Here is a 22,355-nt window from a genome sequence, read left to right as displayed (position 1 = left end):
ATAAAAACTTTAAAAAGATGCTAATAGCATCTTTTTTTTTTGCTTGTAACTTAACTAAACCATATATAACTAAAAGTAAACAATTAATCAATGTACATTTGCAGTTCTATAAAAAACAAAATTTACATTTTTTTAAATATTATCAATGTCATTTAAAGACCTAGGTTTATCAGATGCTTTAGTAAAAGCAGTAGAAGAAAAAGGATATACAGTTCCTACTTCAATACAACAAAAAGCAATTCCTGTTATTTTAGAAGGAAAAGATATTTTAGCTTCAGCACAAACAGGAACAGGGAAAACAGCTGGTTTTACCTTGCCTATTTTACAATATTTATCAGAAACAAAACATCCAAAATACAGACCTTTACGTGTGTTAGTTTTAACGCCAACAAGAGAATTAGCTGCTCAAGTTCATGAAAATGTTAGAGAATACAGCAAATATGTAAATGTAAAATCTGCAGTAGTTTTTGGAGGTGTAAAAGCAGCAAGTCAAATAAAAACACTAAAACAAGGTGTAGATATTTTAGTTGCTACTCCTGGTAGGTTGTTAGATTTACATGATCAAAAAGCAGTGTCTTTTAACAGAATTGATGTACTAATTTTAGATGAAGCCGACAGAATGTTAGACATGGGTTTTGCTAGAGATTTAAATAAGCTTATTAGCTTTATGCCTGCAAAGCGTCAAAATTTGATGTTTTCTGCGACTTTTTCTAATGATATTAAAAAATTAGCAGCTGGTATTTTAAGAAACCCAGTTTCTGTAGAAACTGCTCCACAAAATTCTACCGCACAAAAAGTAACGCATAAAGTTTTTAATGTTGATAAAAATGATAAAACCACGTTACTTATTAAGTTGATAAAAGACGGAAATTGGAATCAAGTTTTGGTTTTTACAAGAACAAAACATGGTGCTAATAAATTGACGGAAAAATTAATTAAAGCTGGAATTTCTTCAGCTGCAATACATGGAAATAAAAGTCAAGGCGCGAGAACAAAAGCGTTAAAAAACTTTAAAGATAATAGTATTAAAATTTTAGTAGCAACAGATATTGCTGCTCGTGGTTTAGACATTCCTTTATTACCGCATGTTATTAATTACGAATTGCCAAATGTACCAGAAGATTATGTTCATAGAATTGGTAGAACTGGTAGGGCTGGTGCTGCAGGAGAAGCTATTTCTTTGGTTTGTAGTGAGGAAACTGAATACCAAAATGAAATTGAAAAAATACTAAACGAGAAATTAAAAACTACTGTTTTAGAGGGTTTTGAACCTACAGATACGGCACCTGCAAAAAGAGCCGCAACACAAAGTAAAGGTTCTTTTGGTAAGAAAAATAAGAGCTCTAATTCTCAAGGAGATAAGCCAAAAAATAAGCCTCATTTTAAAGGAAATAAGACAGAAAGTACTACTGGAAGAGGCAGAACTGGCGCCCCTAAAAAGAAAAGATACTAAGCAAGAATTTAAGAGATTTGCACAGGTCATTGTGTGAAAATTTTTAAAAATATTAGATCCTACAAAGTTTTGAAAACTTTGTAGGATTTCTTTTTATACCCAAGAAATTTTGAAAACTTCTCTATAGATTTTAATGTTTTCCTAAATTTGCGTTAGGGATTGAAACCGTTCGAATACCTGTTGATATTCTTAACCTTTTTCCCTTTTTTTGGCGAAAAAAGATACTAGAAATCCCGCTAATTTTATTCTAGTATTTTAGATTAAACCTTATGATGTTTAGAATCAAGGTCTGTTTGCTTTAATAATTCCTACCTTTGTTTCTAAATTCAGATAAGCATGAAATATCATCTAATAGACTCACAACTTTTTATCAAAAACCGTAAAAATTTCGTTTCTCAAATGAAGCCAAATAGTTTAGCGGTTTTTAACTCAAACGATATTTACCCAATTGGTGCAGATAGCACAATGCCTTTTGAACAACACCGAGATATTTTTTATCTAAGTGGTGTAGATCAAGAAGAAAGTGTGTTAATCTTATTTCCAGATTGTCCAAATCCAGATTTTAGGGAAGTTTTATTTGTAAAAGAAACAAATGATCATATTGCTGTTTGGGAAGGTGAAAAACTAACCAAAGAAGCTGCTTTTAAAACAAGCGGTATTTCAACTGTTTACTGGTTGCAGGATTTAGAAAAAGTCTTGTTTGAGATGACCACCTATTGCGATACTTTTTACATCAATACCAACGAACATTACAGAGCTTCTGCAGAAACAGAAACACGCGAAAACCGTTTTACAAAATGGTTATTAGCAAAATATCCTGCACATTCTGTGGTAAAAAGTAATCCTATTTTACAACGTTTACGCGCTGTAAAAGACCCTATTGAATTAGATTTAATGCAACAGGCTTGTAATATTACAGAAAAAGGTTTTAGAAGAATTTTAAACTTCGTGAAACCTGGTGTTTGGGAATATGAAATTGAGGCAGAATTAATACATGAATTCATCAGAAATAGGTCTAAAGGATTTGCGTATACCCCAATAATTGCTTCGGGAAATAATGCCAATGTCTTGCATTACATAGAGAACAATCAACAATGTAAAGAAGGCGATTTAATTTTGTTTGATATTGCCGCAGAATACGCAAATTATAAAAGTGATTTGTCTAGAACAATTCCGGTTTCTGGTCGTTTTACGGATAGACAAAAAGCAGTTTATAATGCTGTAAATAAAGTTAAAAAAGAGGCTACAAATATGTTACTTCCGGGAACTATTTGGAAAGAATATCACAAAGAAGTTGGGAACATAATGACATCAGAATTGTTGAAATTAGGTTTACTAGACAAAGCAGATGTGCAGAATCAAGACCCAAAATGGCCAGCGTATAAAAAATATTTTATGCACGGAACAAGCCATAATATTGGTCTAGACACGCATGATTATGGTTTATTACATGAACCCATGAAAGCAAATATGGTGTTTACTGTAGAACCAGGAATTTACATTCCTAAAGAAGGTTTTGGAATTCGTTTAGAAGATGATGTTGTTGTTCAAGAAAAAGGAACTCCTTTTAATTTAATGGGAAACATACCTATTGAAGCAGATGAAATTGAGGAATTGATGAATCATTAATTCAACTTACTATTTTTTATAAAGCGAGTTTTAAAACTCGCTTTTTTTGTTTTAGCACGTTTTTATCGAAGTAACCTGCCAGTAACATTTCCTTTTAAAATAGATAGTACTTCTTTTTCATTTTTGGAGTTAACATCTGACGAATACGTCTGTTTTATGGCGCAAGCAGCGTTCCTAAATTCCATTGCTTTATCGTCATCAAATTTAATAGACCATGAATTATTCCTGTCACAAAAGCGTCACCTGTGCCAATTCCATCAGCAATATGTGTAAAATCTAATTCAGTAGTTGCCTTAAATTCTAAGCCTTTCCATATTCTTGCTTTTATCTTATGCCAAGAAGAATTAATAGAGTTCTAATTTTGTCAAAAACTTTTTCTATGGATGAAAATTTAACCATTAATGCCTTGCTCGACTTAATAAAATCTTCATTGGAATACGAATACGATTTGCATAAAAGTTTATTCATTTCATTAATACCTCTCTAAACGTTTTAGTTTATTAGATTTTAAAAAAGTAAAAAAAGCGGTAAATAGGTTTAACAGAATCTAATTTATAGAAGAAATAAATCGAATTGTTTGCTGATTGAAGGTTTGTGGTTGCTCTATGTTTACAACATGACCGCAATTTTCTATAATAAACAAGCTAGATGTTAGATGCTGAGAAACAATGTTTTTTATAGAAGGCAGAAACAAATGATCTTCAGCGCCCATGATATAAAAAGTAGGAATATTTATATCTTTTGTTCTAAAAAAACGCAATAATGGGTTTATTTCTGATGTTAATTTAAACCAACGTATAAACTCTTTTTGATATAGTTTCTTAGCTTCGTTTACAAACAGTAATCTCGACTTTTTATGATTTTTCCTTGGCATTATAATAAACGCAAAAAGTTTATATAGCAACATATATGGAACAACCGATTTAAAAACAACACCAACCTTAATAAGCACTCTCGAACGAAAATTAAGCTTTATAATTGCGCCACCCATAATCATACTTTTAACCAATTCCGGCCTTTTTTCGGCTAAATTCCGTATTAAAATTGTGCCTAATGAAATACCTATAAAGTGTGATTTTTTAATTTTTAGATGTTCTATAACCTCAACAATATCATTTGTAATAGAATCAAAAGTATATTTAGGATTAAAGGTATCTTTAAACTTTGGCTTGCTATTTCCGTGCCCTCTTAAATCCAAAATTAAAACATTAAAATGCTTTTTAAAATCCCGAATTTGTTTGTACCAAATAGAACTACTGCCTCCTGCTCCGTGAACAAAAGTTACCCATTCTTTAGAAGTCGTATGCGGATATGAATAGTAGTTTAACAAATAATTATTTTTTTTCTAAATATATAAAACCAGATACAAAAATAGGGCTTTTAATTTTGATAAATCGACAATACAAAAAATTGCATTTTTATTATTTATATTTGAAGTAAAACGCTGAATTTAAACTATTTTATACCCTAATTTATGTTGCTTTTCCTTAAATTTATTGCAGTATAAAAAACAACTTAAGACATAAGAACTGTAATGTGCGAAACGCAGTAAATGAAAGTGCATTCTAAACCTAAACCAATAGAAATTTTTGAAGGAGAAATTCTTTTTGGCGTTCAGCACAAGTAACTTATAATTAACGTTAGCTAAGTTGGGCTTTTTAGTTTAAACAGTCATTAAGGAAAAACATTTTTTTTGGATAAAACGAATAGTTAAAGTCAAGAAATAGCTTCTAAAAAAACCGAGCATTTATACTCTGTTTTTTTATTTTATTTCGAATTTATAACCAACTCCGTGAATATTTATAAGCTGAATACTAGCATCATCTTTTAATTTTTTCTGAGTTTAGAAATGTATGCATCTACAATTATACCTAGAAAAACACGATTATCTTCCCAAACTTTTTTGGTGAGTTCCTCTCTTTTTATAATTTGATTTGGATTTGCAACAACGGTTTATAATAACTCACATTCCCTTTTAGAAAAATTAATTTCTATGTTATTTTCAATTGATTTTCTTGGCTAAGTTCTAAAAAGCATATTGTTTATAGCTATTTCTTTGAATTGTATCCAGACTTGATTAGAAGCTAATGCAATACTAGCAAGTGTTGCCATTTTATTGGTCTTATTCTTTATTTTTTCTAGTACCAAAAACCAGTTTAAATAATTTTGCAGATATTTAGTTGCTACACCATTAAAGGATTCCATAAATTTCCTCAATCTCATATCCATATTATTCACATTCTGAACATGATATATTTTATCAACTGTTTTCTGTCCTTTTGATGCGTTGAACTTCTTATGAATAATTGTATTAGATTTTGCAAAGGCAGCATAACTTCTATGACTGTCGCTGCAAAGTACTGTTGCTTTATCGAGCTTACCTTGATACACCTTGTTTAGGTCTTTTTTACTAATTCGTCCTGTTGTAACCACTTCAAAATCCTTATTTCCAGAACGATTGCAGGTAGCAATTACGGCTACTTTTTCATTAGATATACCTGCTTTGCTAGCTTTTTCTCCTCGTTTCTTAGGTTTTCTTTCTAAAGTACGATTCCCTTTTTCTGAAATTGGAAAAAACAAATCATCACTCTCTACAATACCTTCAAATTCGGATACTGACACGCTAGAAAATGAGGTTAATAATTTATGACGCCAATCAAATGAGGTCTGAATTGAGATTCCTGTTTCCTTTGCACTTTTTCTAATACTATAGCTCGATAGTAAACAATAAAGATACTTGTTAATCTTGTCTTTCTTTTTTAATGCAAACCAAAATTTCCCTGTCGTTTCACTAAAGTTTTTACCACAACCATTACACAAATAGCGTTGTACGCCTTTTAATGTACCGTTTGCAAGTATGCGTTCGCTTTTACATGAGGACAAGTAACTGCTTTTCGTTCTTTATCTTCTTCTAAATGTGAACCCGATGTTGATAAAGACAGTAAAGAGTTTACAATATCTTGTTGGATAATTAAGCTACTGCTCAAAAAATAATCTCTAAAATCAGAAGGTATCATAAATGTTCTTTTTTGCTAAGATAAAACATATTTACTTTAGAACTTAGCCATTAAAACTTATAAATAAAAATTCAAATAACAGACTCAATATCATTGAAACGGTTTCTACTGATGATTTTTTGGAATAAATAATATTTTAAAAAAAGCACTGGTGTAAGCTTTGAAGACTGCTATGTTCGGTATTATTGTAAAAAACTCTATGGAATTTTGTTAACTGGAGATGGTCAATTAAGAAAACAGGCAAGAAAAGATGATTTAGAAGTTCGAGGAATATTATACGTTTTTGAAGAATTATTAAATCAAAATTTGATTATAAATAAAATAGCTCTTCAAAAAAATAAAAGAACTTTATCTGTTCAATAATAGACTGCCTCAAAGAAAAATTGAAAAACGAATAGACTTATGGAAAAAAAGTTAGTTAGTTGTGGTTTTCTTCCCCAAAAGATTCAACCCAATAAAAATCAATAAAGCAGGCAATACCCATCCCAAACTAAACTCGGCTAAAGGAATCACACTTTTAATTCCAGTTAAATTTTCTCTCGGAATTATAAAGCCTAAAAAATCCGGAATACTAAAGATAAAAGTTGCCAAAACTACACCTCTAAAAACAAGTATTGAAGCAAATTTATCAGGAACGATATTTAGTAAAATGAGCACAATTGTAATCGGATATAAAAACATTAAAGCAGGCACTGCAACATCAATAATAAAACCAACATTATAGCTCCCAACAATAATACCAATTACTGATGAAATTGCCGCAGTAACCATATATGCAGTTTGTGAATCATTGTAAATTCCTTTGATGTAATCTGCTGTTCCTGTTACAATTCCGACAGCCGTTGTAAAACAGGCCAGGGCGACCAAAACACTTAAAAAAGTAGTTCCGAGATTGCCTAAAGTTTGTGTGCTTAATCCTGATAAAACTTCAATTCTTGTTGCGTTTTCTGCAAATGTTGAAGAAAATAAAGATCCGCTTAAAATTAAACCTCCGTAAATTAAAAGTAAACCTGTCCCAGCAATAAAACCAGCTTGTCTAATCAGTTTTCTTTTCGCTTCAAAAGTGGTGTGGCTACTATAATTTAATGAGATGATAATTACGGCTCCAACAACAACACCTCCAATGGCATCAAAGGTTTGATATCCTTCTAAAATACCATCTATAAAAGGCGTTTTAAAAGTGGTTGGCGTTATAATTTCTGGTGATGTAAAAAACGCAACTGCAATAATCATCAGTAAAATTGTAACAATAATTGGCGTTAAAAACTTACCAATTAAACCAATAACTTTACTACGATTTATAGCAAAAATAAAAACCAATACAAAGTAAATAATACTTGTTAAAAGTGGCGGTGTATCAAAAAATGGTTGCACGGTCATTTCATGCGTTACTGCTGCGGTTCTTGGAGACGGAATTGCAACTGCAATTAGGTAAATTAACAAGCAATAAATAGTACTAAAAAATGGGGAAACTTTCTTGCCAAAATCATATAAAGTTCCTTGTAATTTTGCGTGTGCAAAGATAGCCAAAATAGGAATCGTTACTGCTGTTAAAACAAATCCACAGACAACAATCCACCAATCTAAACCAGATTTTACGCCTAAAAAAGGAGGTAAAATTAAATTTCCTGCACCAAAAAAGAGTGAAAAAAGTGCAAAACCTGCAATCCAAATTTCTTTTGTTTTGTTCAAAATTACTTCGTTCTTTTAAGGTTTAAATCATGAAAATCGAAGCTGAAATCAGTAATTGGCGCAACATAATGCATACTGGCATTTGTTGCATTTCCGTTTTCATCAAAAGTAAAGTTTACAAAAACATCGGCATCAAAACTTCTATTGTTCCATTTTGCAACAAATGTAGTTTGATTGTACGGTAATAATTCTCCCACTAAAGCAGCAGAACGTTCGCATTTTATACTGTAAGAATTTCCATCATTTGTAATCGTAACATCTCCAAACCAATCGTCATGATACGTGCCAACAATTTGATTCGGTTTTGGTAAATTCTGATTCTTTTGTGCAAGTGCTACGTTGCTATAAACACTTTCTTTAATACTGTCATTATATTGCAAATAATTGGTGTTTTTGTCTCCGTAATTTTTTAACCAATCTCTATCTTTATACCCTAAATAAGTGTCTTTAATGGTGTTTGTAATTGTATTAAAAGCGCTACCATTCATTTGATTTGTTAATACTACAATCGCCAAATCTAAATCTGGAATCATTGTGAACTGAGTCACGGTTCCCAACAAACCACCTGTATGATATACTTGTTTGTAACCACCTTTTACATCCGTTAAAAACCAACCCAAACCATAGCCTTTAAAGTTGGAGTTGTAACTGTCATTTTTACCAACTTTCATAGCTGTTTGCAGTTGCCATAATTCATTAAATTGTTGCTCACTTAACAAACGTTTTCCATCTTTAGTAACGGCATTATTCATTAAAAATTTTGCCCAAGTTAGCATGTCATTTACGTTACTTACAATTCCGCCAGCAGCATTTGCTGTTTCGCTCCAATCATGCGGAATCTGAATTACTTTGCCATCGGCCATAGTGTGCGCATCAATACTATTGGTTTTATTGGTTACTCTATTGTAAGATGCTTTACTGTCTGTCATTCCAACAGGTTTCATTATTTTCATCTCAATAAATTCTTCCCAAGTAAGACCACTAAGACGTTTTAAAACTTCGCCAGCAATAATAAACATGTTGTTATTGTACATAAATTCACTTCTAAATGAACTTTCTGGTTTTAAGTATTTCACATTGCTGATTACATCTTTTACCGTAAAATCATTTCCTTCCGGAAAAAACATCAAATCTCCTGCACCCAAACTCAAACCACTTCTGTGCGTTACCAAATCTCTAATGGTAAATTGTTCTGTAACCCAAGCGTCTTGCAATTGAAACTCTGGAATGTGTTTCCGTACTTTATCGTCCCAATTTAATTTGCCTTCATCCACCATCATTGCCAATGCAAAACAAGTAAAACCCTTGCTATTAGAAGCAACACCAACCAATGTGCTTTCGTTCATATCTTTTTGATTCGTTAAAGAACGAACTCCAAAACCTTTGGCGTAGACTATTTTTTCATCCTTCAAAATACCAACAGAAATACCTGGCACCTCAAAAGTTTTTAAGGTTTGAGTTATTAACTTATCGAGTTTTTTCTCATCAATTTGAGCGTTAAGGGTTAATGAGCAAACAAAGAGTGTTAAAAGTGTTATTTTTTTGAAAAACATAAATTTGATTTAATGGAATACTTTTCAAATATAGTAAATAGTTTATGATGTTTTAAGTTCTCTAAATAGAATCAAATCTTATATTTGTTTCTATGATTTTGAATTTTAAAAACGCCAACATTTTTTATACTGATGAAGGAAAAGGAACTGCAGTTGTGCTGATTCACGGGTTTTTAGAGAATTCCACAATGTGGGATAAAATCAAACTAGAACTCATCAAAAAAAACAGAATTATTACAGTTGATTTATTAGGTCACGGAAAATCTGATTGTTTGGGATATGTGCATTCTATGGAGTTGTTTGCTGAAACAATTGATGCTGTTTTAAAACACTTAAAAATCAGAAAATATATTTTGGTTGGGCATTCCTTGGGAGGCTATATTTCTTTAGCGCTTGCCAAAATAAATTCTACAAAAATAAAAGGGATATGTTTATTAAATTCAACCTCTTACGAAGATTCTGAAGAACGAAAAAAATTAAGAACAAGAGCAAATAAAATGGTGAAAAATAATTTTGAAAATATGGTAAAATTATCTATTTCAAATTTGTTTCATCAAGAAAATTTAGCTGCTTTTAAAAACGAAATTAACACTGTAAAAAAAGAAGCTTTACAAACATCTTTGCAAGGTTATATTGCTGCTCAAGAAGGCATGAAATTACGCTCAAATTCAAATGCTGTTTTATCAGAAAATAATTTTAAAAAATTGCTGATTATTGGCGAAAAAGATCCTGTTTTAGATTTCGAAACTTCCTTGGAAGAAGCTAAAAAAACCAATTCAGAACTTGTTATTTTTCCTGATGGACACATGAGCCATATTGAAAATACCGCTAAATTAATTACTGTTTTGAAAGATTTTTTGAGGAGATGTTAAGTTGAGTTTCTAAAAAAATTAGTTAACTTCTAACATTAAACTCTTATAAAGAAGTATATAACTTCCTTCCAACAATGGTAAATTAAAGGCAATTGCCAATAGAAAAACTATTATTTTGGTTGATTTACCATCGCCTGTTTTTTTTATGATTGTCATAAACGGAATTGAAATTAACAAACCAAGGCCTTAAAAAATAAAGCGAGCCCAATTTGAGCGTCATTTAAATTAAACTTAAGTTTATATAAGGTGAATAAAATATCTCAGTACCTATTAAAATATTGATGTATGAAAAACCTCAAGGAAGCGCAAAATATTTTGCATTACATAAAATTAAACGCAGTGATTCCATTAAAAATAATGGTCATTTTTAGTGATAAAAGACTTGGTTTAATCTTGTCTATCTAACGAGTTCCAACCTTGTGCTTTCAACCCAATTTCTTGACCAGCTCTTGTAATTAATTGCAAACCTTGGTTTTCTGGGGTAACATGACCAATTATTGAAAAATGAGGATTTCCTTTAATTTTATCAAAATCAGCAATGGCAACAGTAAAAAGCAACTCATAATCTTCGCCACCACTTAAAGCAACCATTGTAGAATCTAGCTCAAATTCTTCACAAGCAGAAATTACTTGAGGATCTAAAGGCAATTTGTCTTCGTATACTTTACATCCCACTTTACTTTGAGTACAAATATGAAAAAGTTCAGACGATAATCCATCAGAAACATCAATCATAGAAGTTGGTTTTATCTCTAATTCTTTTAATAAACCAGCAACATCTTTTCGAGCTTCAGGCTTTAACTGACGCTCAATTAAATAGGTGTAATTCTCTAAATCTGGTTGATTATTAGGGTCCACTTTAAAAACTTGTTTTTCTCTTTCTAAGACTTGTAGTCCTAAATAAGCAGCACCTAAATCGCCAGTAACCACAATTAAATCGGTTTCTTTTGCGGTGTTTCTGTATACAGCTTCGTCCTTAATTACTTTACCAATCGCAGTAATAGAAATTAACATTCCCTTGGTTGATGAAGTAGTATCGCCACCAATTAAATCGACATTATAAGTTTCACAAGCTAACTGAATTCCCGCATACAATTCTTCAATTGCTTCCAAAGAAAAACGATTAGAAACAGCTAGTGAAACTGTTATTTGCTCTGCAACTCCGTTCATTGCATACACATCAGATAGATTGGTCACTACAGCTTTGTATCCTAAATGTTTAAGCGGCATGTAGCTCAAATCAAAATGCACACCTTCAATTAATAAATCTGTAGTAACTAAAGTTTGTTTTTCTGATGCATCTAAAACGGCTGCATCATCTCCAATTGCTTTAATTGTTGATAAATTTTCAGTTTTAAAATATTTTGTAATATGATTGATTAAGCCAAACTCTCCTAGTTCTGCCAATGATGTTCTTTGTTGATTTTTGTCTTCTAACATACTGCAAAGATAAGTAGATTCTAAAAATAGAAACAATTACTTTAACATAAAAAATTAATAAAAATACATTTTTAATAACCCGTTGTGCACTTTAAATAATACTAATTTTAATATTATTGATATTTCTATCAAATATAAATGTATTGATATATTGTATAGTTGTTAACGCTGTAATCTTTGATAATATCCTAATTTTAAAACCATGAAAAGATTTTGCATAGTTTCTTCTGATCATAAATTGGTCGCATAGTTGTGAAAATAGTGTTTCAGTTCTTTTTCTTTTTTTTCTAAATATGTAAGGTTGTTTTTTATAATTATTTTGATTGTTTCTCATTGGAGTATTGAGTTTTATATTACAAGTTTCAAAAAGGTTAAGTTGTACTTCTGCGGATAGATACCTTCTATCTCCAATTAAAGTAAAATCACTAATTTGAGTCTTAATATTTTTAAGATAGTGAATATCATGAACTGGCGCAGGGCACAAATCTATACTTTGAAAAACACCATTTACAGAGCAAATAGCATGCAGTTTATAGCCGTAATAACTTGAGTTTTGTGAGGCACAGTATCCTTTATTTGGAGCACTATAAATATCTTTTTTACAAATTCTTGAACGTGAACTTCTAGCTAATTTACAAACCTCTAAAGGCATGCTGTGGATGATAAAATAATCTTCAAAATCATTAAAAAAAGAAGCTAATTTTAAACGAATAATTTCTAAATGTGGTACTAAATTACGCCTTCGCCTGTTGTAAACACTTCGTTCTATTTTTGCTAAAAATGATGCTGGTAAGTTTCTAAATAAATCATTTTCACTATCAACTCCCATAAATTCAGCCGTTAAACTTAAAGTAATCAGTTCTAAATCGCTCATTTTAGGTTTTCTCCTTTGATAGGTTAAAAGTTGTTCTTTTGATATTTTTCTTAAAACTTCCAATATTCTTTCGTAATTTGCATTTAAGTTACTCATTGTAAGTGATTTGTGGTTAAATCAATTTACTGATTTTCAGTAAGATGAGCAAATTTTTTTTCTTAAATCATAATGCACAACGGGTTTTTAATAGTATTTTTGAATTATATTTTGCAAAAGATGAAAAAACTACTATATTATTTCTTTTTTTTACACATATAATATGTGCACAAACACCATGTATAAATGGCTTTGCAGGAGTATATCCTTGTAATAATTATGATTTACTTTCTCGAGTTCCTATTAATATACTTGCAAATACGAACGGAACCCCAGAAGGAAGTGATCTTTGGGGTTGGACAGACCCAACAACAGAAAAAGAATATGCAATTGCAGCAATGACGAATAGCACGGCCTTTGTGGATGTTACAGATCCTTTGAATCCCATTTTCTTAGGGCGCTTAAATTCCAGTTCTGGTAATAATTATTGGCGTGATGTAAAGGTCTATAATAATCATGCCTTTATAGTTGCAGATAATGTTGGTAACCACGGAATGCAGGTTTTTGATTTAACAAGATTAAGAGGAGTTTCTTCTGCTCAAAATTTCACAGAAGATGCCATTTACAAAACAGATGATTTAGGAAGTTGCCATAACATTGTAATTAACGAAAAAACTGCTGTTGCATACTTGGTCGGTTGTTCAAATCCAAGAGGACAAAGACTTTTTGGCGGAGGACCCATTTTCGTTGATATTTCAGACCCCAAAAACCCAACAAAAATAAATCATTATGCAAACGAAGGGTATTCTCATGATGCTCAAGTTGTAACTTATAGTGGTCCAGATATAGAACATGTTTCAAAAGAAATTTACATCGGTAGCAATGTAAATAAAATTACAATTTTAGACGTTACCGATAAAAATAATGTTCTAAAAATAGCTGAAATTGGATATTCTCAAATTGGATACACGCATCAGGGATGGTTTACAGAAAATCAACGTTATTTTATTTTAGGTGATGAAACGGATGAACAAAGATTTGGAATGAATACTAGAACATTAGTATTTGATTTTTCAGATTTGGACAATCCTAAACTATCATCAACATATTCGGGGCCATCCGCAGCTATAGATCATAATGGATATGTAAAAGGAAATCACTATTACATGGCAAATTATAGAGCTGGGCTTCGGGTTCTAGACATCACTAATATTAGCGATGCTACAAATTCTATGACAGAAGTTGGCTATTTCGATACGTATCCCTCAAATAATGCAACTGCATTTAATGGTGCATGGGGTGTTTACCCCTATTTTGCGAGTGGAAATATTATTATCAATGATATAGAAAGAGGGCTTTTTGTAGTTAGAAAAAGTGGAACGTTAAATCTAGAAAGCCAAGATTTAAAAAAATCTTTTTCTATATATCCGAATCCAACATCAAAAAATACAACTATAAAAGCGGCTAATAATCAATCTATAAAAAGTGTACAGCTGCATTCTTTGTTGGGCCAAAAAATAATAGAAGAGTATAATATTAACAGCAGCGAATACGTTTTAAATACAGAAAGACTACAAAAAGGAGTATACTTTATTAAGGTGAATAAACAAATATCGCGTAAACTTATAATTAAATAATTATTTAGAATGTTTAAAAAATGTTTTTAGTATTTTTTATTGCAACAATGGGCTGCTCTGAAAATGGTATTTTTAATGTTAACGACAAAACAGTATCCATAACTCCTCTTGAGGAATGTAAAAATGGCTTTGCCGGCCAATATCCATGTAATAATTATGATTTGCTAGATTATATTTCTCTTGAAGATCTTGGTGGCGCAAATACAGAAGGAAACGATTGTTGGGGTTGGACAGATCCTTTAAACAAAAAAGAATATGCTTTAATGGGCACCAATAAAGGCATCACTTTTATTGATATTACCAACCCAACAGAAGCTTTAATACTTGGCACCTTACCCACCAGAACAGAAAATAGTCCTTGGCGAGATGTAAAAGTTCATAATTCTGTAGCATATATTGTTAGCGAGGCTACCGGTCATGGAATGCAAGTTTTTAATTTAGAAAAATTAAGAAATGTTACAAATCCTCCAGTTGTATTTCAAAGCGATTTTAACTATACAGGTTTTGGACGTGCACACAACATTGTTATAAATGAAACCAAAGATTATGTATATCCTGTGGGTACATCTAGAAGTGGAACTTATAAAGGTGGGCCTTTGTTTATTAATGTTCAAAACCCTTTAAATCCAATTGCTGAAGGTGGGTTTATTAATTATTCTCATGACGCGCAAGTAGTAACTTACAATGGTCCAGATACAGAACATAAAGGAAAAGAAATTCTAATTGGCAGTAATGAAATAGAAGTTGTAATTGTAGATATTACAGATAAAAGCAACCCAATAAAATTATCATCAATAAGCTATTCAAATGCAGAATATACCCATCAAGGTTGGTTTACCGAAGATTTTAAATATTTTATTTTAGGTGATGAATTAGATGAATTAAGAAAAGGGTTAAATACAAAAACAATTATTTTCGATTTTACAGATTTAGACAATCCTTTGCATTATTTTGATCATTTTGGAAACACTTCGGCTATCGATCATAATGGTTATGTTAAAGGAAATACGTACTATCAAGCAAATTATACAGCAGGAGTTAGAATGTTAGATCTTAGTAACATCCGTAATAAATCCATTTCAGAAATAGGATATTTTGATACCTATCCAGAAAATAATAACACCACATTTAAGGGCGTTTGGAGCGTCTATCCTTATTTTCCTAGCGGAAACATAATTATAAGCGATATTAATAGCGGGTTCTTTGTCATTCGAAAATCAGGTTCATAAATTATTTATGAAAAAAACATGCTACATAATAGTGCTCTTTTTTTTATGCAACTGTTCTAAAGATAAGGTTGAAACAAACCCTGATGTCTTTATAAATTCTGGGCAAATAAGTAATGTTAAAACATTTGGTGGTTCTAAAAATGATGCACTAAATTCTATTGTTAAAACAACAGATGGCGGTTATGTTGTTTTGGGTTACACACAAAGCAATGACTTTGAGACTAATAGTAAAAGCGATGAAAGTTTCGATTTTTGGGTGATGAGGTTTTCTTCGGATGATGAATTACTTTGGAACAAAACGTTTGGTAGTTCTGGAGATGATCGAAGCGCAGATATTATTGCCACAAATGATGGTGGTTTTGCTCTTTTAGGATATTCAAGTAAAGCAGATAAAGACGTTTCTCTAAACGCAGGCTCACAAGATTTCTGGATTTTTAAAATTACAGGAGAAGGAATTCGTTTGTGGGAAAAAAGTTTTGGTTTTTTAGGTTCAGACAAAGGTATTTCTTTAATCCAAACGTCAGACAATGGATATCTTGTAACAGGCGTTTTAGATGTTTCTGCTTCCGGAGGTCAAGGAAATTCTAAAACAGCTAAACATGCAGGCGGCGATATTTGGGCTTTAAAATTAGCGCCAAACGGTAATTTACAATGGAGCAAATATTTTGGAGGTTCTTTTACTGATACTCCTTTCGGAGTTGTAGAAACCTTAAATAACGAGTTTATAATTGCCGCTTCTTCAGACAGTAAAGACTTTAATATTTCTAACAACAAAGGAGGTTACGATTTTTGGGTTTTAAAAATTACTTTTGAAGGAACCCTTATTTGGGAGAAAAATTTTGGAGGTTCCGAAATTGACGAACCAAGAGCAATTGTAGCTACTGATGACGGAAATTTTATAATTGTTGGTGATACTAGAAGTTCTGATATTGATGTTTCTTTTAACAACGGAGCAGCAGATTTATGGATGATAAAAATAAATACAAACGGAACTCTTATTTGGGAGAAAACAATTGGAGGAACTAGTTTTGATGTTGCTCGTTCTATTTCTAAAACACAAGATAACGGATTTGTAATTGCAGGAAGCTCAAGAAGTTCTAACCTTGGTTTTATAAATCAAGGGCAAAATGATGCTTGGATTCTTAAAGTAAATTCGTTTGGTGAAATAGAATGGCAAAAAACAGTTGGTGGTTCTGAAATTGACTTCTTGTATGATGCTGTAGAGTTGCAAAATAAAACAATAATTGCCGTAGGAGAAAGTAATAGTGCGAATGGAGATGTAAAAGAAAACAAAGGCTTTTCGGATGCATTAATTATAAAAATAAAATAGAAATTGAAAAAATTAATTTGGTTTTTATTGATCATCATTTCTTTTTCATCTTGTAGTGATGAATTAGATTGTTGCGTATATCCCAGGCCTGTGCAGGTTGCGCTGAAATTTACCCAAAATTGGGATGGTGTTCCTGTAACTTCATCAAATTTTAATGACTTTAAGTTCACGAATCAACATGGGGAAACAATTAGTATTAGTGATTTAAGATACTTACTTTCTAATATAACAGTTGGTAGTAAAATAAAAAATTATCAGCTAATTAATATCGGAGAAAACTCAGGTTTACAACTCAATTTTGAACAAGTTGAACAAGGTGTAAATATCTTGAAATTTAGATTTGGTTTCTCCGATGCTGATAATAAAGATGGTGAATATCAGGATTTGAATTCAGTTTCTTTTAACGTTCCAGGAATGTTAGGCGGTGGGTATCATTACATGCAATTTGATGGCAAATACAAAGATGTAAACAACCAAGATGCAAACTTTAATTACCATACTCTTAGAGCTGTAAACAGAAAGGACCCTACAAATTTAATTTTTAAAGATACTTCTTTTGAGGTTAATTTAGGCACTGTAGAAATTAAGAATAATGCAACAATTGAAATTAAAATGAACATTGCAGAATGGTTTAAAAATCCGAATATTTGGAATTTAAATGAGCTAAACGCCGTTTTAATGCCAAATTTTGAAGCTCAAAAATTGATGAGCGAAAATGGAAAATCTGTTTTTAGTTTAGGAACTGTAACGCAGTAAAAACATCTAGATACTATTTCGCAAAAAAAGGAAATTACTCGATGCGACAAAACGTTTAACTAAAATTTTTAAGATATTTATTATTAATTGATTGCATAAAAGTGACTCCAAACTAATTAACAAATTATATCTGTTCAAATATCAGTTTTTTGAGTGTAATATTTCAAGAATCTTTTAAAATAAATATGACAAAAAAGTATCTATATCTTCTTTCTTTTTTTCTTCTGATGAAGTGCGCATCAAAAGAAGAAGAGATATATACGCCAATTCCATACAATCTAGAAGTTCCAGCTCTTTTTGCAAACAAATTAATTGCACCTGTAATTCCTTCTAACAATCCTTTAACCCAAGAAGGTGTTGCACTTGGTAAAAAATTGTTTTTTGATAAAAAACTGTCTGGCGATGAAACGCAATCTTGCGCTTCTTGCCACAATCCGAAGAAATCATTTACAGATGATCAACAATTTAGCGACGGAATTGATGGCCTTTTAGGAACAAGAAATTCAATGCCTCTATTTAATTTAGCATGGAATTTTGATGAACGTTTTGCTTGGGACGGAAAAGAATTTGGTTTAGAAAAACAAGCCCTTGAACCCGTTTCAAATCCGATAGAAATGCACGCCAACTGGAAAAATGTAGCACAAAAATTACAGAAGCACCCAGAATATCCAATGTTATTTTTACAAGCATTTGGTAACTCAAACATTGATTCTGTCGCCATTACAAAGGCCATCGCACAATTTGAACGAACACTTATTTCTGGTAATTCAAAATTTGATCAATATTTAAATGGCGAAACTGCTTTAACATCGCAAGAACAAAACGGATTTGCTATTTTTATGGACGAAGCAAAAGGAGATTGTTTTCATTGCCACGGAAGTGATAATAATCCGCTTTGGACAGACAATAAATTCCACAATAATGGTTTAGACGCTACTTTTTCTGATTTAGGATTCGGAAGCGTAACAGGTGATCCCGCTGATAATGGTAAATTCAAATCTCCATCCATCAGAAATTTAGCTTTTACAGCGCCTTATATGCACGATGGCCGTTTTAGAAATTTGGATGAAGTAATCAATCATTATTCAGAAGGTTTAAAAAGATCATCAACTATAGATCCTTTAATGAAGAAAGTAAATCAAGGAGGCGTTCAGCTTACGGCAAAAGAGAAAGCAGATTTAAAGGCCTTTTTACTGTCACTTTCCGATTTCAATTTCGTCAATAATACAGACTTTCAAGAGTAATCAATAAAACTAATTGTTGCATCACATTTGGTAATATAACTTTGCACTATTATGTAAGTAATATTGTATATTTGTCGCCTATTTAGATTTAATCTATTTAAAATTATGATAAAAGTTTCAGATACCGCAAAGAAAAAAGTTATAGAGTTAATGACCGACGACGGTTATGACGCAGCTCAAGATTTTGTGAGGGTTGGCGTAAAAAGTGGTGGTTGTTCAGGATTATCTTACGATTTAACTTTCGATAAAAGTCAACTAGAAAGTGATAAGGTTTTTGTAGAAAATGACGTAAAAATCATTGTAGACAAAAAAAGCTTTCTATATTTAGTTGGAACTGTTTTAGAGTATTCAGGCGGTTTAAACGGAAAAGGTTTTGTTTTTAACAATCCGAACGCAAATAGAACTTGCGGCTGTGGAGAATCATTTTCACTCTAAAAACACCATCCCAGCCTTCCCAAAAGGAAGGAGTAAAAAAAAAATTATGAGTAAATATACTGAAGACGATTTAAAAGAAGAATTAAAAACCAAAGAATACGAGTATGGTTTTTATACAGAAATGGAAAGCGAAACCTTTGCCAAAGGGTTAAATGAAGATGTAGTTCGTGCAATTTCTAAAAAGAAAAACGAACCAAAATGGATGACTGATTGGCGTTTAGAGGCATTTCGTGTTTGGGAAAAAATGAAAGAGCCAGAATGGGCAAACGTAACCTACCCTAAACCAAATTTTCAAGAAATTGCCTACTATTCTGCGCCAAAAAAGAAACCTAAATTAGATTCTTTAGATGAGGTTGATCCCGATTTATTAGAGACTTTTAAGAAATTAGGTATCTCTATTGATGAGCAAAAAAAACTAGCCAATGTTGCCGTAGATATTGTTATAGATTCTGTTTCTGTAGCAACAACTTTCAAGAAATCATTAGGTGAAAAAGGTATTATTTTTATGCCAATTTCTGAAGCTATTCAAGAACATCCAGAGTTAGTTAGAAAATATTTAGGAACTGTTGTACCAACCTCAGACAACTTTTATGCAGCATTAAATTCGGCAGTTTTTTCTGATGGATCTTTCTGCTACATTCCAAAAGGAGTTCGTTGTCCGATGGAATTATCAACGTATTTTAGAATTAATGAAGGCGGAACAGGTCAGTTTGAAAGAACACTTGTTGTTGCAGACAAAGGAAGTTACGTGTCTTATTTAGAGGGTTGTACAGCGCCAAGTAGAGATGAAAATCAACTACACGCAGCAGTTGTAGAATTAATTGCTATGGATGATGCAGAAATTAAATATTCTACGGTACAAAACTGGTATCCTGGAGATAAAAACGGAAAAGGTGGTGTTTTCAACTTTGTTACGAAAAGAGGTTTGTGTGAAACAAATGCAAAAATTTCTTGGACTCAAGTAGAGACAGGTTCTGCTATAACTTGGAAATATCCAAGTTGTATTTTAAAAGGAAATAATTCTGTAGGTGAATTTTATTCGATAGCAGTAACCAATCATTATCAGCAAGCTGATACAGGAACAAAAATGATTCATTTGGGTAAAAACACCAAGTCTACCATTATTTCTAAAGGAATTTCTGCCGGTAATTCACAAAATTCATATAGAGGTTTAGTTCAGATAAATGCTAGAGCAGAAAACGCTCGTAATTTCTCTCAATGTGATTCTTTATTGATGGGAAATGCATGTGGCGCCCACACGTTTCCATACATTGAAGTAAAAAACAAATCGGCACAAATTGAACACGAAGCAACCACGAGTAAAATTGGTGAAGAACAATTGTTTTATTGCAATCAACGTGGTATTGACACAGAGAAAGCCATCGCTTTAATTGTAAACGGCTTTAGTAAAGAGGTACTTAATAAGTTGCCGATGGAATTTGCTGTAGAAGCTCAAAAATTATTGGAAATCTCTCTTGAAGGAAGTGTAGGGTAACAGAAATTTGTGTAATTGTTTATTCATTCAATCGAATAAACATAAAAGCGAAACATAAAATGAAAAATATACTCTTCTTACTTCTTGCAATTAGTATTGTAAGTTGTAAAAAATCAGAAAAAAAAGAAGAAGCTACGAAGCCAAAAGTTAAATTATATCAATTGGTTGGTGGTTCTATTTTGGTCAAAAAATTAGAGGTTTTTTCGCAAGACACTGCGTATACAGGTAAAACAAAACAATTTGCAGATGCATATTATGTAATTTCTCATCCAAAAGGAAACTTAATGTGGGATGCAGGTTTGCCAGAACAATTGGTAATGCCAGAACCTTATAACGAGCCAAGTGGCGTTTATGCTATTAGAAGACCAGATTCTTTGGTAAATCAATTAAAATCGATTGGTTTTAAAATTGGAGATTTTAAATACTTTGCAATGTCTCACTCACATTTTGACCATACAGGTCATGCAAATTTAATGAAAGATGCTACTTGGATTGTACAAGAAAATGAATACAATTCAGTTGCCGGAGATTCCGCAAAAGTGAAAAATCCTGCGGTAGCAGCACTAAAAAATGTTCAAAAAATAAAGGGTGATTTTGATGTTTTTGGTGACGGAACCGTTGTTATTAAATACACGCCAGGCCATACAATTGGGCATCAAGCTTTATATGTAGAAGTTGCTGGCTTAGAAAAACCTGTTTTGTTAACGGGTGATTTATATCACTTTGAAGAAAATAGAGCCAATAAAGGAGTGCCTTCTTTTAATTACGATGTAAAACAAACCATAGAAAGCATGGATTCGTTTGAAGCTTTTGCCAAGGAAAAAAATGCAGAAGTAATCATTCAACATTCTCCAGTAGCTTTTGAAAAATTAGAAAAATTATTAAAAAAATAAGATATTTATATCATGCTAAAAATTAACAACTTACACGCCAAAATAGAAGGAAAATCAATTTTAAAAGGATTGAATTTAGAAGTAAATGCAGGCGAAGTACATGCAATTATGGGTCCAAATGGTGCTGGAAAAAGTACTTTAGCAAACATTATTGCTGGTAAAGACGACTATGACGTTACAGACGGAATTATAGAATTAAATGGTGAAGATATCAGCGAACTTGCCCCAGAGGAAAGAGCGCATAATGGTGTGTTTTTATCGTTTCAATATCCAGTAGAAATTCCTGGAGTTTCTGTAACCAACTTTATAAAAACCGCTATTAACGCAACGCGTAAAGCAAAAGGTTTAGAAGACATGCCTGCAAAAGACATGTTAAAAATGATTCGTGAAAAATCTGAATTATTAGAAATAGATCGTAAATTTTTATCTCGTTCTTTAAATGAAGGTTTTTCTGGAGGAGAAAAGAAACGTAACGAAATCTTTCAAATGGCAATGTTAGAACCAAAATTATCCATCTTAGATGAAACGGATTCTGGTTTAGATATTGATGCTTTGCGTATTGTTGCAAACGGCGTAAACAAGTTAAAATCGAAAGACAATGCAGTAGTTATTATTACGCATTATCAACGTTTGTTAGAATATATCGTTCCTGATTTTGTGCATGTTTTATACGACGGAAAAATCGTGAAAACTGGCGACGCTTCTCTAGCTTTAGAGCTAGAAGCAAAAGGATATGATTGGATTAAAGAAATGGCATAAAAGCAGTAATC

General features: G+C 31.8%; 22 protein-coding genes. 13 read left to right on the top strand and 9 right to left on the bottom strand.

Going from position 1 to position 22,355, the window contains the following annotated elements:
- Positions 1-145: 145 nt before the first annotated feature.
- Positions 146-1,453, top strand: a complete 1,308-nt coding sequence (locus tag BST83_RS17265; RefSeq protein WP_104811009.1) for a DEAD/DEAH box helicase — start codon at positions 146-148, stop codon at positions 1,451-1,453.
- A 336-nt stretch (positions 1,454-1,789) separates the two neighbouring features.
- Positions 1,790-3,082 (top strand): aminopeptidase P family protein, encoded by a 1,293-nt coding sequence (locus tag BST83_RS17260; protein WP_104811008.1) that lies wholly within the window; start codon positions 1,790-1,792, stop codon positions 3,080-3,082.
- 62 nt (positions 3,083-3,144) lie between these two features.
- On the opposite strand, the gene BST83_RS21190 is transcribed toward BST83_RS17260, so the two are convergent.
- The 5 genes from BST83_RS21190 to BST83_RS19675 all read right to left on the bottom strand — a co-directional run bounded on the left by BST83_RS21190 (position 3,145) and on the right by BST83_RS19675 (position 6,099).
- Entirely contained in the window at positions 3,145-3,267 is a 123-nt protein-coding gene (locus tag BST83_RS21190) for a hypothetical protein (RefSeq protein WP_302849496.1), read from the bottom strand.
- A gap of 362 nt (positions 3,268-3,629) precedes the next feature.
- Positions 3,630-4,412 (bottom strand): alpha/beta fold hydrolase, encoded by a 783-nt coding sequence (locus BST83_RS17255; protein WP_104811007.1) that lies wholly within the window; start codon positions 4,410-4,412, stop codon positions 3,630-3,632.
- Between the two features lie 497 nt (positions 4,413-4,909).
- Positions 4,910-5,008 (bottom strand): helix-turn-helix domain-containing protein, encoded by a 99-nt coding sequence (locus BST83_RS20885; RefSeq protein ID WP_240614890.1) that lies wholly within the window; start codon positions 5,006-5,008, stop codon positions 4,910-4,912.
- A gap of 93 nt (positions 5,009-5,101) precedes the next feature.
- On the bottom strand, positions 5,102-5,965 hold the full coding sequence (locus BST83_RS17245; RefSeq protein ID WP_104811006.1) for an IS1595 family transposase: 864 nt from the start codon (positions 5,963-5,965) through the stop codon (positions 5,102-5,104).
- Complete coding sequence (locus BST83_RS19675) at positions 5,920-6,099, bottom strand: hypothetical protein (protein WP_146092199.1); 180 nt, start codon at positions 6,097-6,099, stop codon at positions 5,920-5,922. Before BST83_RS19675 ends, BST83_RS17245 begins: the two co-directional genes overlap by 46 nt.
- 207 nt (positions 6,100-6,306) lie before the next feature.
- Between BST83_RS19675 and BST83_RS19975 the strand changes: the two genes are divergently transcribed.
- Positions 6,307-6,462 carry a hypothetical protein gene (locus BST83_RS19975; protein ID WP_170062815.1) on the top strand — a complete coding sequence of 52 codons (156 nt, stop codon included), beginning with the start codon at positions 6,307-6,309 and terminating at the stop codon, positions 6,460-6,462.
- Between the two features lie 51 nt (positions 6,463-6,513).
- On the opposite strand, the gene brnQ is transcribed toward BST83_RS19975, so the two are convergent.
- The gene (gene brnQ, locus BST83_RS17240; RefSeq protein WP_104811005.1) at positions 6,514-7,791 is read right to left on the bottom strand and encodes a branched-chain amino acid transport system II carrier protein; all 1,278 of its coding nucleotides are present in this window, start codon (positions 7,789-7,791) and stop codon (positions 6,514-6,516) included.
- 2 nt (positions 7,792-7,793) lie between these two features.
- On the bottom strand, positions 7,794-9,344 hold the full coding sequence (locus BST83_RS17235; RefSeq protein ID WP_104811004.1) for a serine hydrolase: 1,551 nt from the start codon (positions 9,342-9,344) through the stop codon (positions 7,794-7,796).
- A 92-nt stretch (positions 9,345-9,436) separates the two neighbouring features.
- On the opposite strand from BST83_RS17235, the gene BST83_RS17230 reads away from it, so the two are divergent.
- On the top strand, positions 9,437-10,216 hold the full coding sequence (locus tag BST83_RS17230; RefSeq protein WP_104811003.1) for an alpha/beta fold hydrolase: 780 nt from the start codon (positions 9,437-9,439) through the stop codon (positions 10,214-10,216).
- 387 nt (positions 10,217-10,603) lie between these two features.
- Here the strand turns inward: BST83_RS17230 and thiL are convergent, their stop codons facing one another.
- On the bottom strand, positions 10,604-11,656 hold the full coding sequence (thiL, locus tag BST83_RS17225) for a thiamine-phosphate kinase (protein ID WP_104811002.1): 1,053 nt from the start codon (positions 11,654-11,656) through the stop codon (positions 10,604-10,606).
- 91 nt (positions 11,657-11,747) lie between these two features.
- A complete protein-coding gene (locus tag BST83_RS17220) occupies positions 11,748-12,626 on the bottom strand; it encodes an IS982 family transposase (RefSeq protein WP_104811001.1) in 879 nt (292 codons plus the stop codon).
- Between the two features lie 44 nt (positions 12,627-12,670).
- On the opposite strand from BST83_RS17220, the gene BST83_RS17215 reads away from it, so the two are divergent.
- The 9 genes from BST83_RS17215 to sufC all read left to right on the top strand — a co-directional run bounded on the left by BST83_RS17215 (position 12,671) and on the right by sufC (position 22,344).
- Positions 12,671-14,203, top strand: coding sequence for a choice-of-anchor B family protein (locus tag BST83_RS17215; RefSeq protein WP_104811000.1), 1,533 nt, complete (start codon positions 12,671-12,673; stop codon positions 14,201-14,203).
- 20 nt (positions 14,204-14,223) lie between these two features.
- Positions 14,224-15,432, top strand: a complete 1,209-nt coding sequence (locus BST83_RS17210; protein WP_104810999.1) for a choice-of-anchor B family protein — start codon at positions 14,224-14,226, stop codon at positions 15,430-15,432.
- A 7-nt stretch (positions 15,433-15,439) separates the two neighbouring features.
- Positions 15,440-16,762, top strand: coding sequence for a hypothetical protein (locus tag BST83_RS17205; RefSeq protein ID WP_104810998.1), 1,323 nt, complete (start codon positions 15,440-15,442; stop codon positions 16,760-16,762).
- A 3-nt stretch (positions 16,763-16,765) separates the two neighbouring features.
- The gene (locus BST83_RS17200; RefSeq protein ID WP_104810997.1) at positions 16,766-17,518 is read left to right on the top strand and encodes an MbnP family protein; all 753 of its coding nucleotides are present in this window, start codon (positions 16,766-16,768) and stop codon (positions 17,516-17,518) included.
- 149 nt (positions 17,519-17,667) lie between these two features.
- The gene (locus BST83_RS17195; protein WP_367889204.1) at positions 17,668-18,762 is read left to right on the top strand and encodes a cytochrome-c peroxidase; all 1,095 of its coding nucleotides are present in this window, start codon (positions 17,668-17,670) and stop codon (positions 18,760-18,762) included.
- Positions 18,763-18,867: 105 nt separating this feature from the next.
- Positions 18,868-19,197, top strand: a complete 330-nt coding sequence (locus BST83_RS17190) for a HesB/IscA family protein (protein WP_104810995.1) — start codon at positions 18,868-18,870, stop codon at positions 19,195-19,197.
- Between the two features lie 46 nt (positions 19,198-19,243).
- Complete coding sequence (gene sufB / locus BST83_RS17185; protein WP_104811350.1) at positions 19,244-20,692, top strand: Fe-S cluster assembly protein SufB; 1,449 nt, start codon at positions 19,244-19,246, stop codon at positions 20,690-20,692.
- A 59-nt stretch (positions 20,693-20,751) separates the two neighbouring features.
- Positions 20,752-21,585 carry an N-acyl homoserine lactonase family protein gene (locus BST83_RS17180; protein ID WP_104810994.1) on the top strand — a complete coding sequence of 278 codons (834 nt, stop codon included), beginning with the start codon at positions 20,752-20,754 and terminating at the stop codon, positions 21,583-21,585.
- Between the two features lie 12 nt (positions 21,586-21,597).
- Positions 21,598-22,344, top strand: a complete 747-nt coding sequence (gene sufC, locus BST83_RS17175) for a Fe-S cluster assembly ATPase SufC (RefSeq protein WP_104810993.1) — start codon at positions 21,598-21,600, stop codon at positions 22,342-22,344.
- The last annotated feature ends 11 nt before the right edge of the window (positions 22,345-22,355 follow it).

The sequence above is a fragment of the Polaribacter filamentus genome (genome assembly GCF_002943715.1).
GTDB lineage: Bacteria > Bacteroidota > Bacteroidia > Flavobacteriales > Flavobacteriaceae > Polaribacter > Polaribacter filamentus.
Note: the sequence above shows the minus strand (reverse complement) of the source record. Positions and strands in the feature narration are given on the sequence as shown.

What these genes read in the sequence shown, in the direction of transcription:
- BST83_RS17210 (WP_104810999.1), top strand. Translation starts at nt 14,224, where the DNA reads ATGTTTTTAGTATTTTTTATTGCAACAATGGGCTGCTCTGAAAATGGT.
- BST83_RS17235 (WP_104811004.1), bottom strand. Translation starts at nt 9,344, where the DNA reads ATGTTTTTCAAAAAAATAACACTTTTAACACTCTTTGTTTGCTCATTA.
- BST83_RS17205 (WP_104810998.1), top strand. Translation starts at nt 15,440, where the DNA reads ATGAAAAAAACATGCTACATAATAGTGCTCTTTTTTTTATGCAACTGT.
- BST83_RS17260 (WP_104811008.1), top strand. Translation starts at nt 1,790, where the DNA reads ATGAAATATCATCTAATAGACTCACAACTTTTTATCAAAAACCGTAAA.
- BST83_RS17180 (WP_104810994.1), top strand. Translation starts at nt 20,752, where the DNA reads ATGAAAAATATACTCTTCTTACTTCTTGCAATTAGTATTGTAAGTTGT.
- BST83_RS17215 (WP_104811000.1), top strand. Translation starts at nt 12,671, where the DNA reads ATGAGCAAATTTTTTTTCTTAAATCATAATGCACAACGGGTTTTTAAT.
- sufC (WP_104810993.1), top strand. Translation starts at nt 21,598, where the DNA reads ATGCTAAAAATTAACAACTTACACGCCAAAATAGAAGGAAAATCAATT.
- BST83_RS19675 (WP_146092199.1), bottom strand. Translation starts at nt 6,099, where the DNA reads ATGATACCTTCTGATTTTAGAGATTATTTTTTGAGCAGTAGCTTAATT.
- sufB (WP_104811350.1), top strand. Translation starts at nt 19,244, where the DNA reads ATGAGTAAATATACTGAAGACGATTTAAAAGAAGAATTAAAAACCAAA.
- BST83_RS17220 (WP_104811001.1), bottom strand. Translation starts at nt 12,626, where the DNA reads ATGAGTAACTTAAATGCAAATTACGAAAGAATATTGGAAGTTTTAAGA.
- thiL (WP_104811002.1), bottom strand. Translation starts at nt 11,656, where the DNA reads ATGTTAGAAGACAAAAATCAACAAAGAACATCATTGGCAGAACTAGGA.
- BST83_RS17265 (WP_104811009.1), top strand. Translation starts at nt 146, where the DNA reads ATGTCATTTAAAGACCTAGGTTTATCAGATGCTTTAGTAAAAGCAGTA.
- BST83_RS17230 (WP_104811003.1), top strand. Translation starts at nt 9,437, where the DNA reads ATGATTTTGAATTTTAAAAACGCCAACATTTTTTATACTGATGAAGGA.
- BST83_RS21190 (WP_302849496.1), bottom strand. Translation starts at nt 3,267, where the DNA reads ATGGAATTTAGGAACGCTGCTTGCGCCATAAAACAGACGTATTCGTCA.
- BST83_RS17190 (WP_104810995.1), top strand. Translation starts at nt 18,868, where the DNA reads ATGATAAAAGTTTCAGATACCGCAAAGAAAAAAGTTATAGAGTTAATG.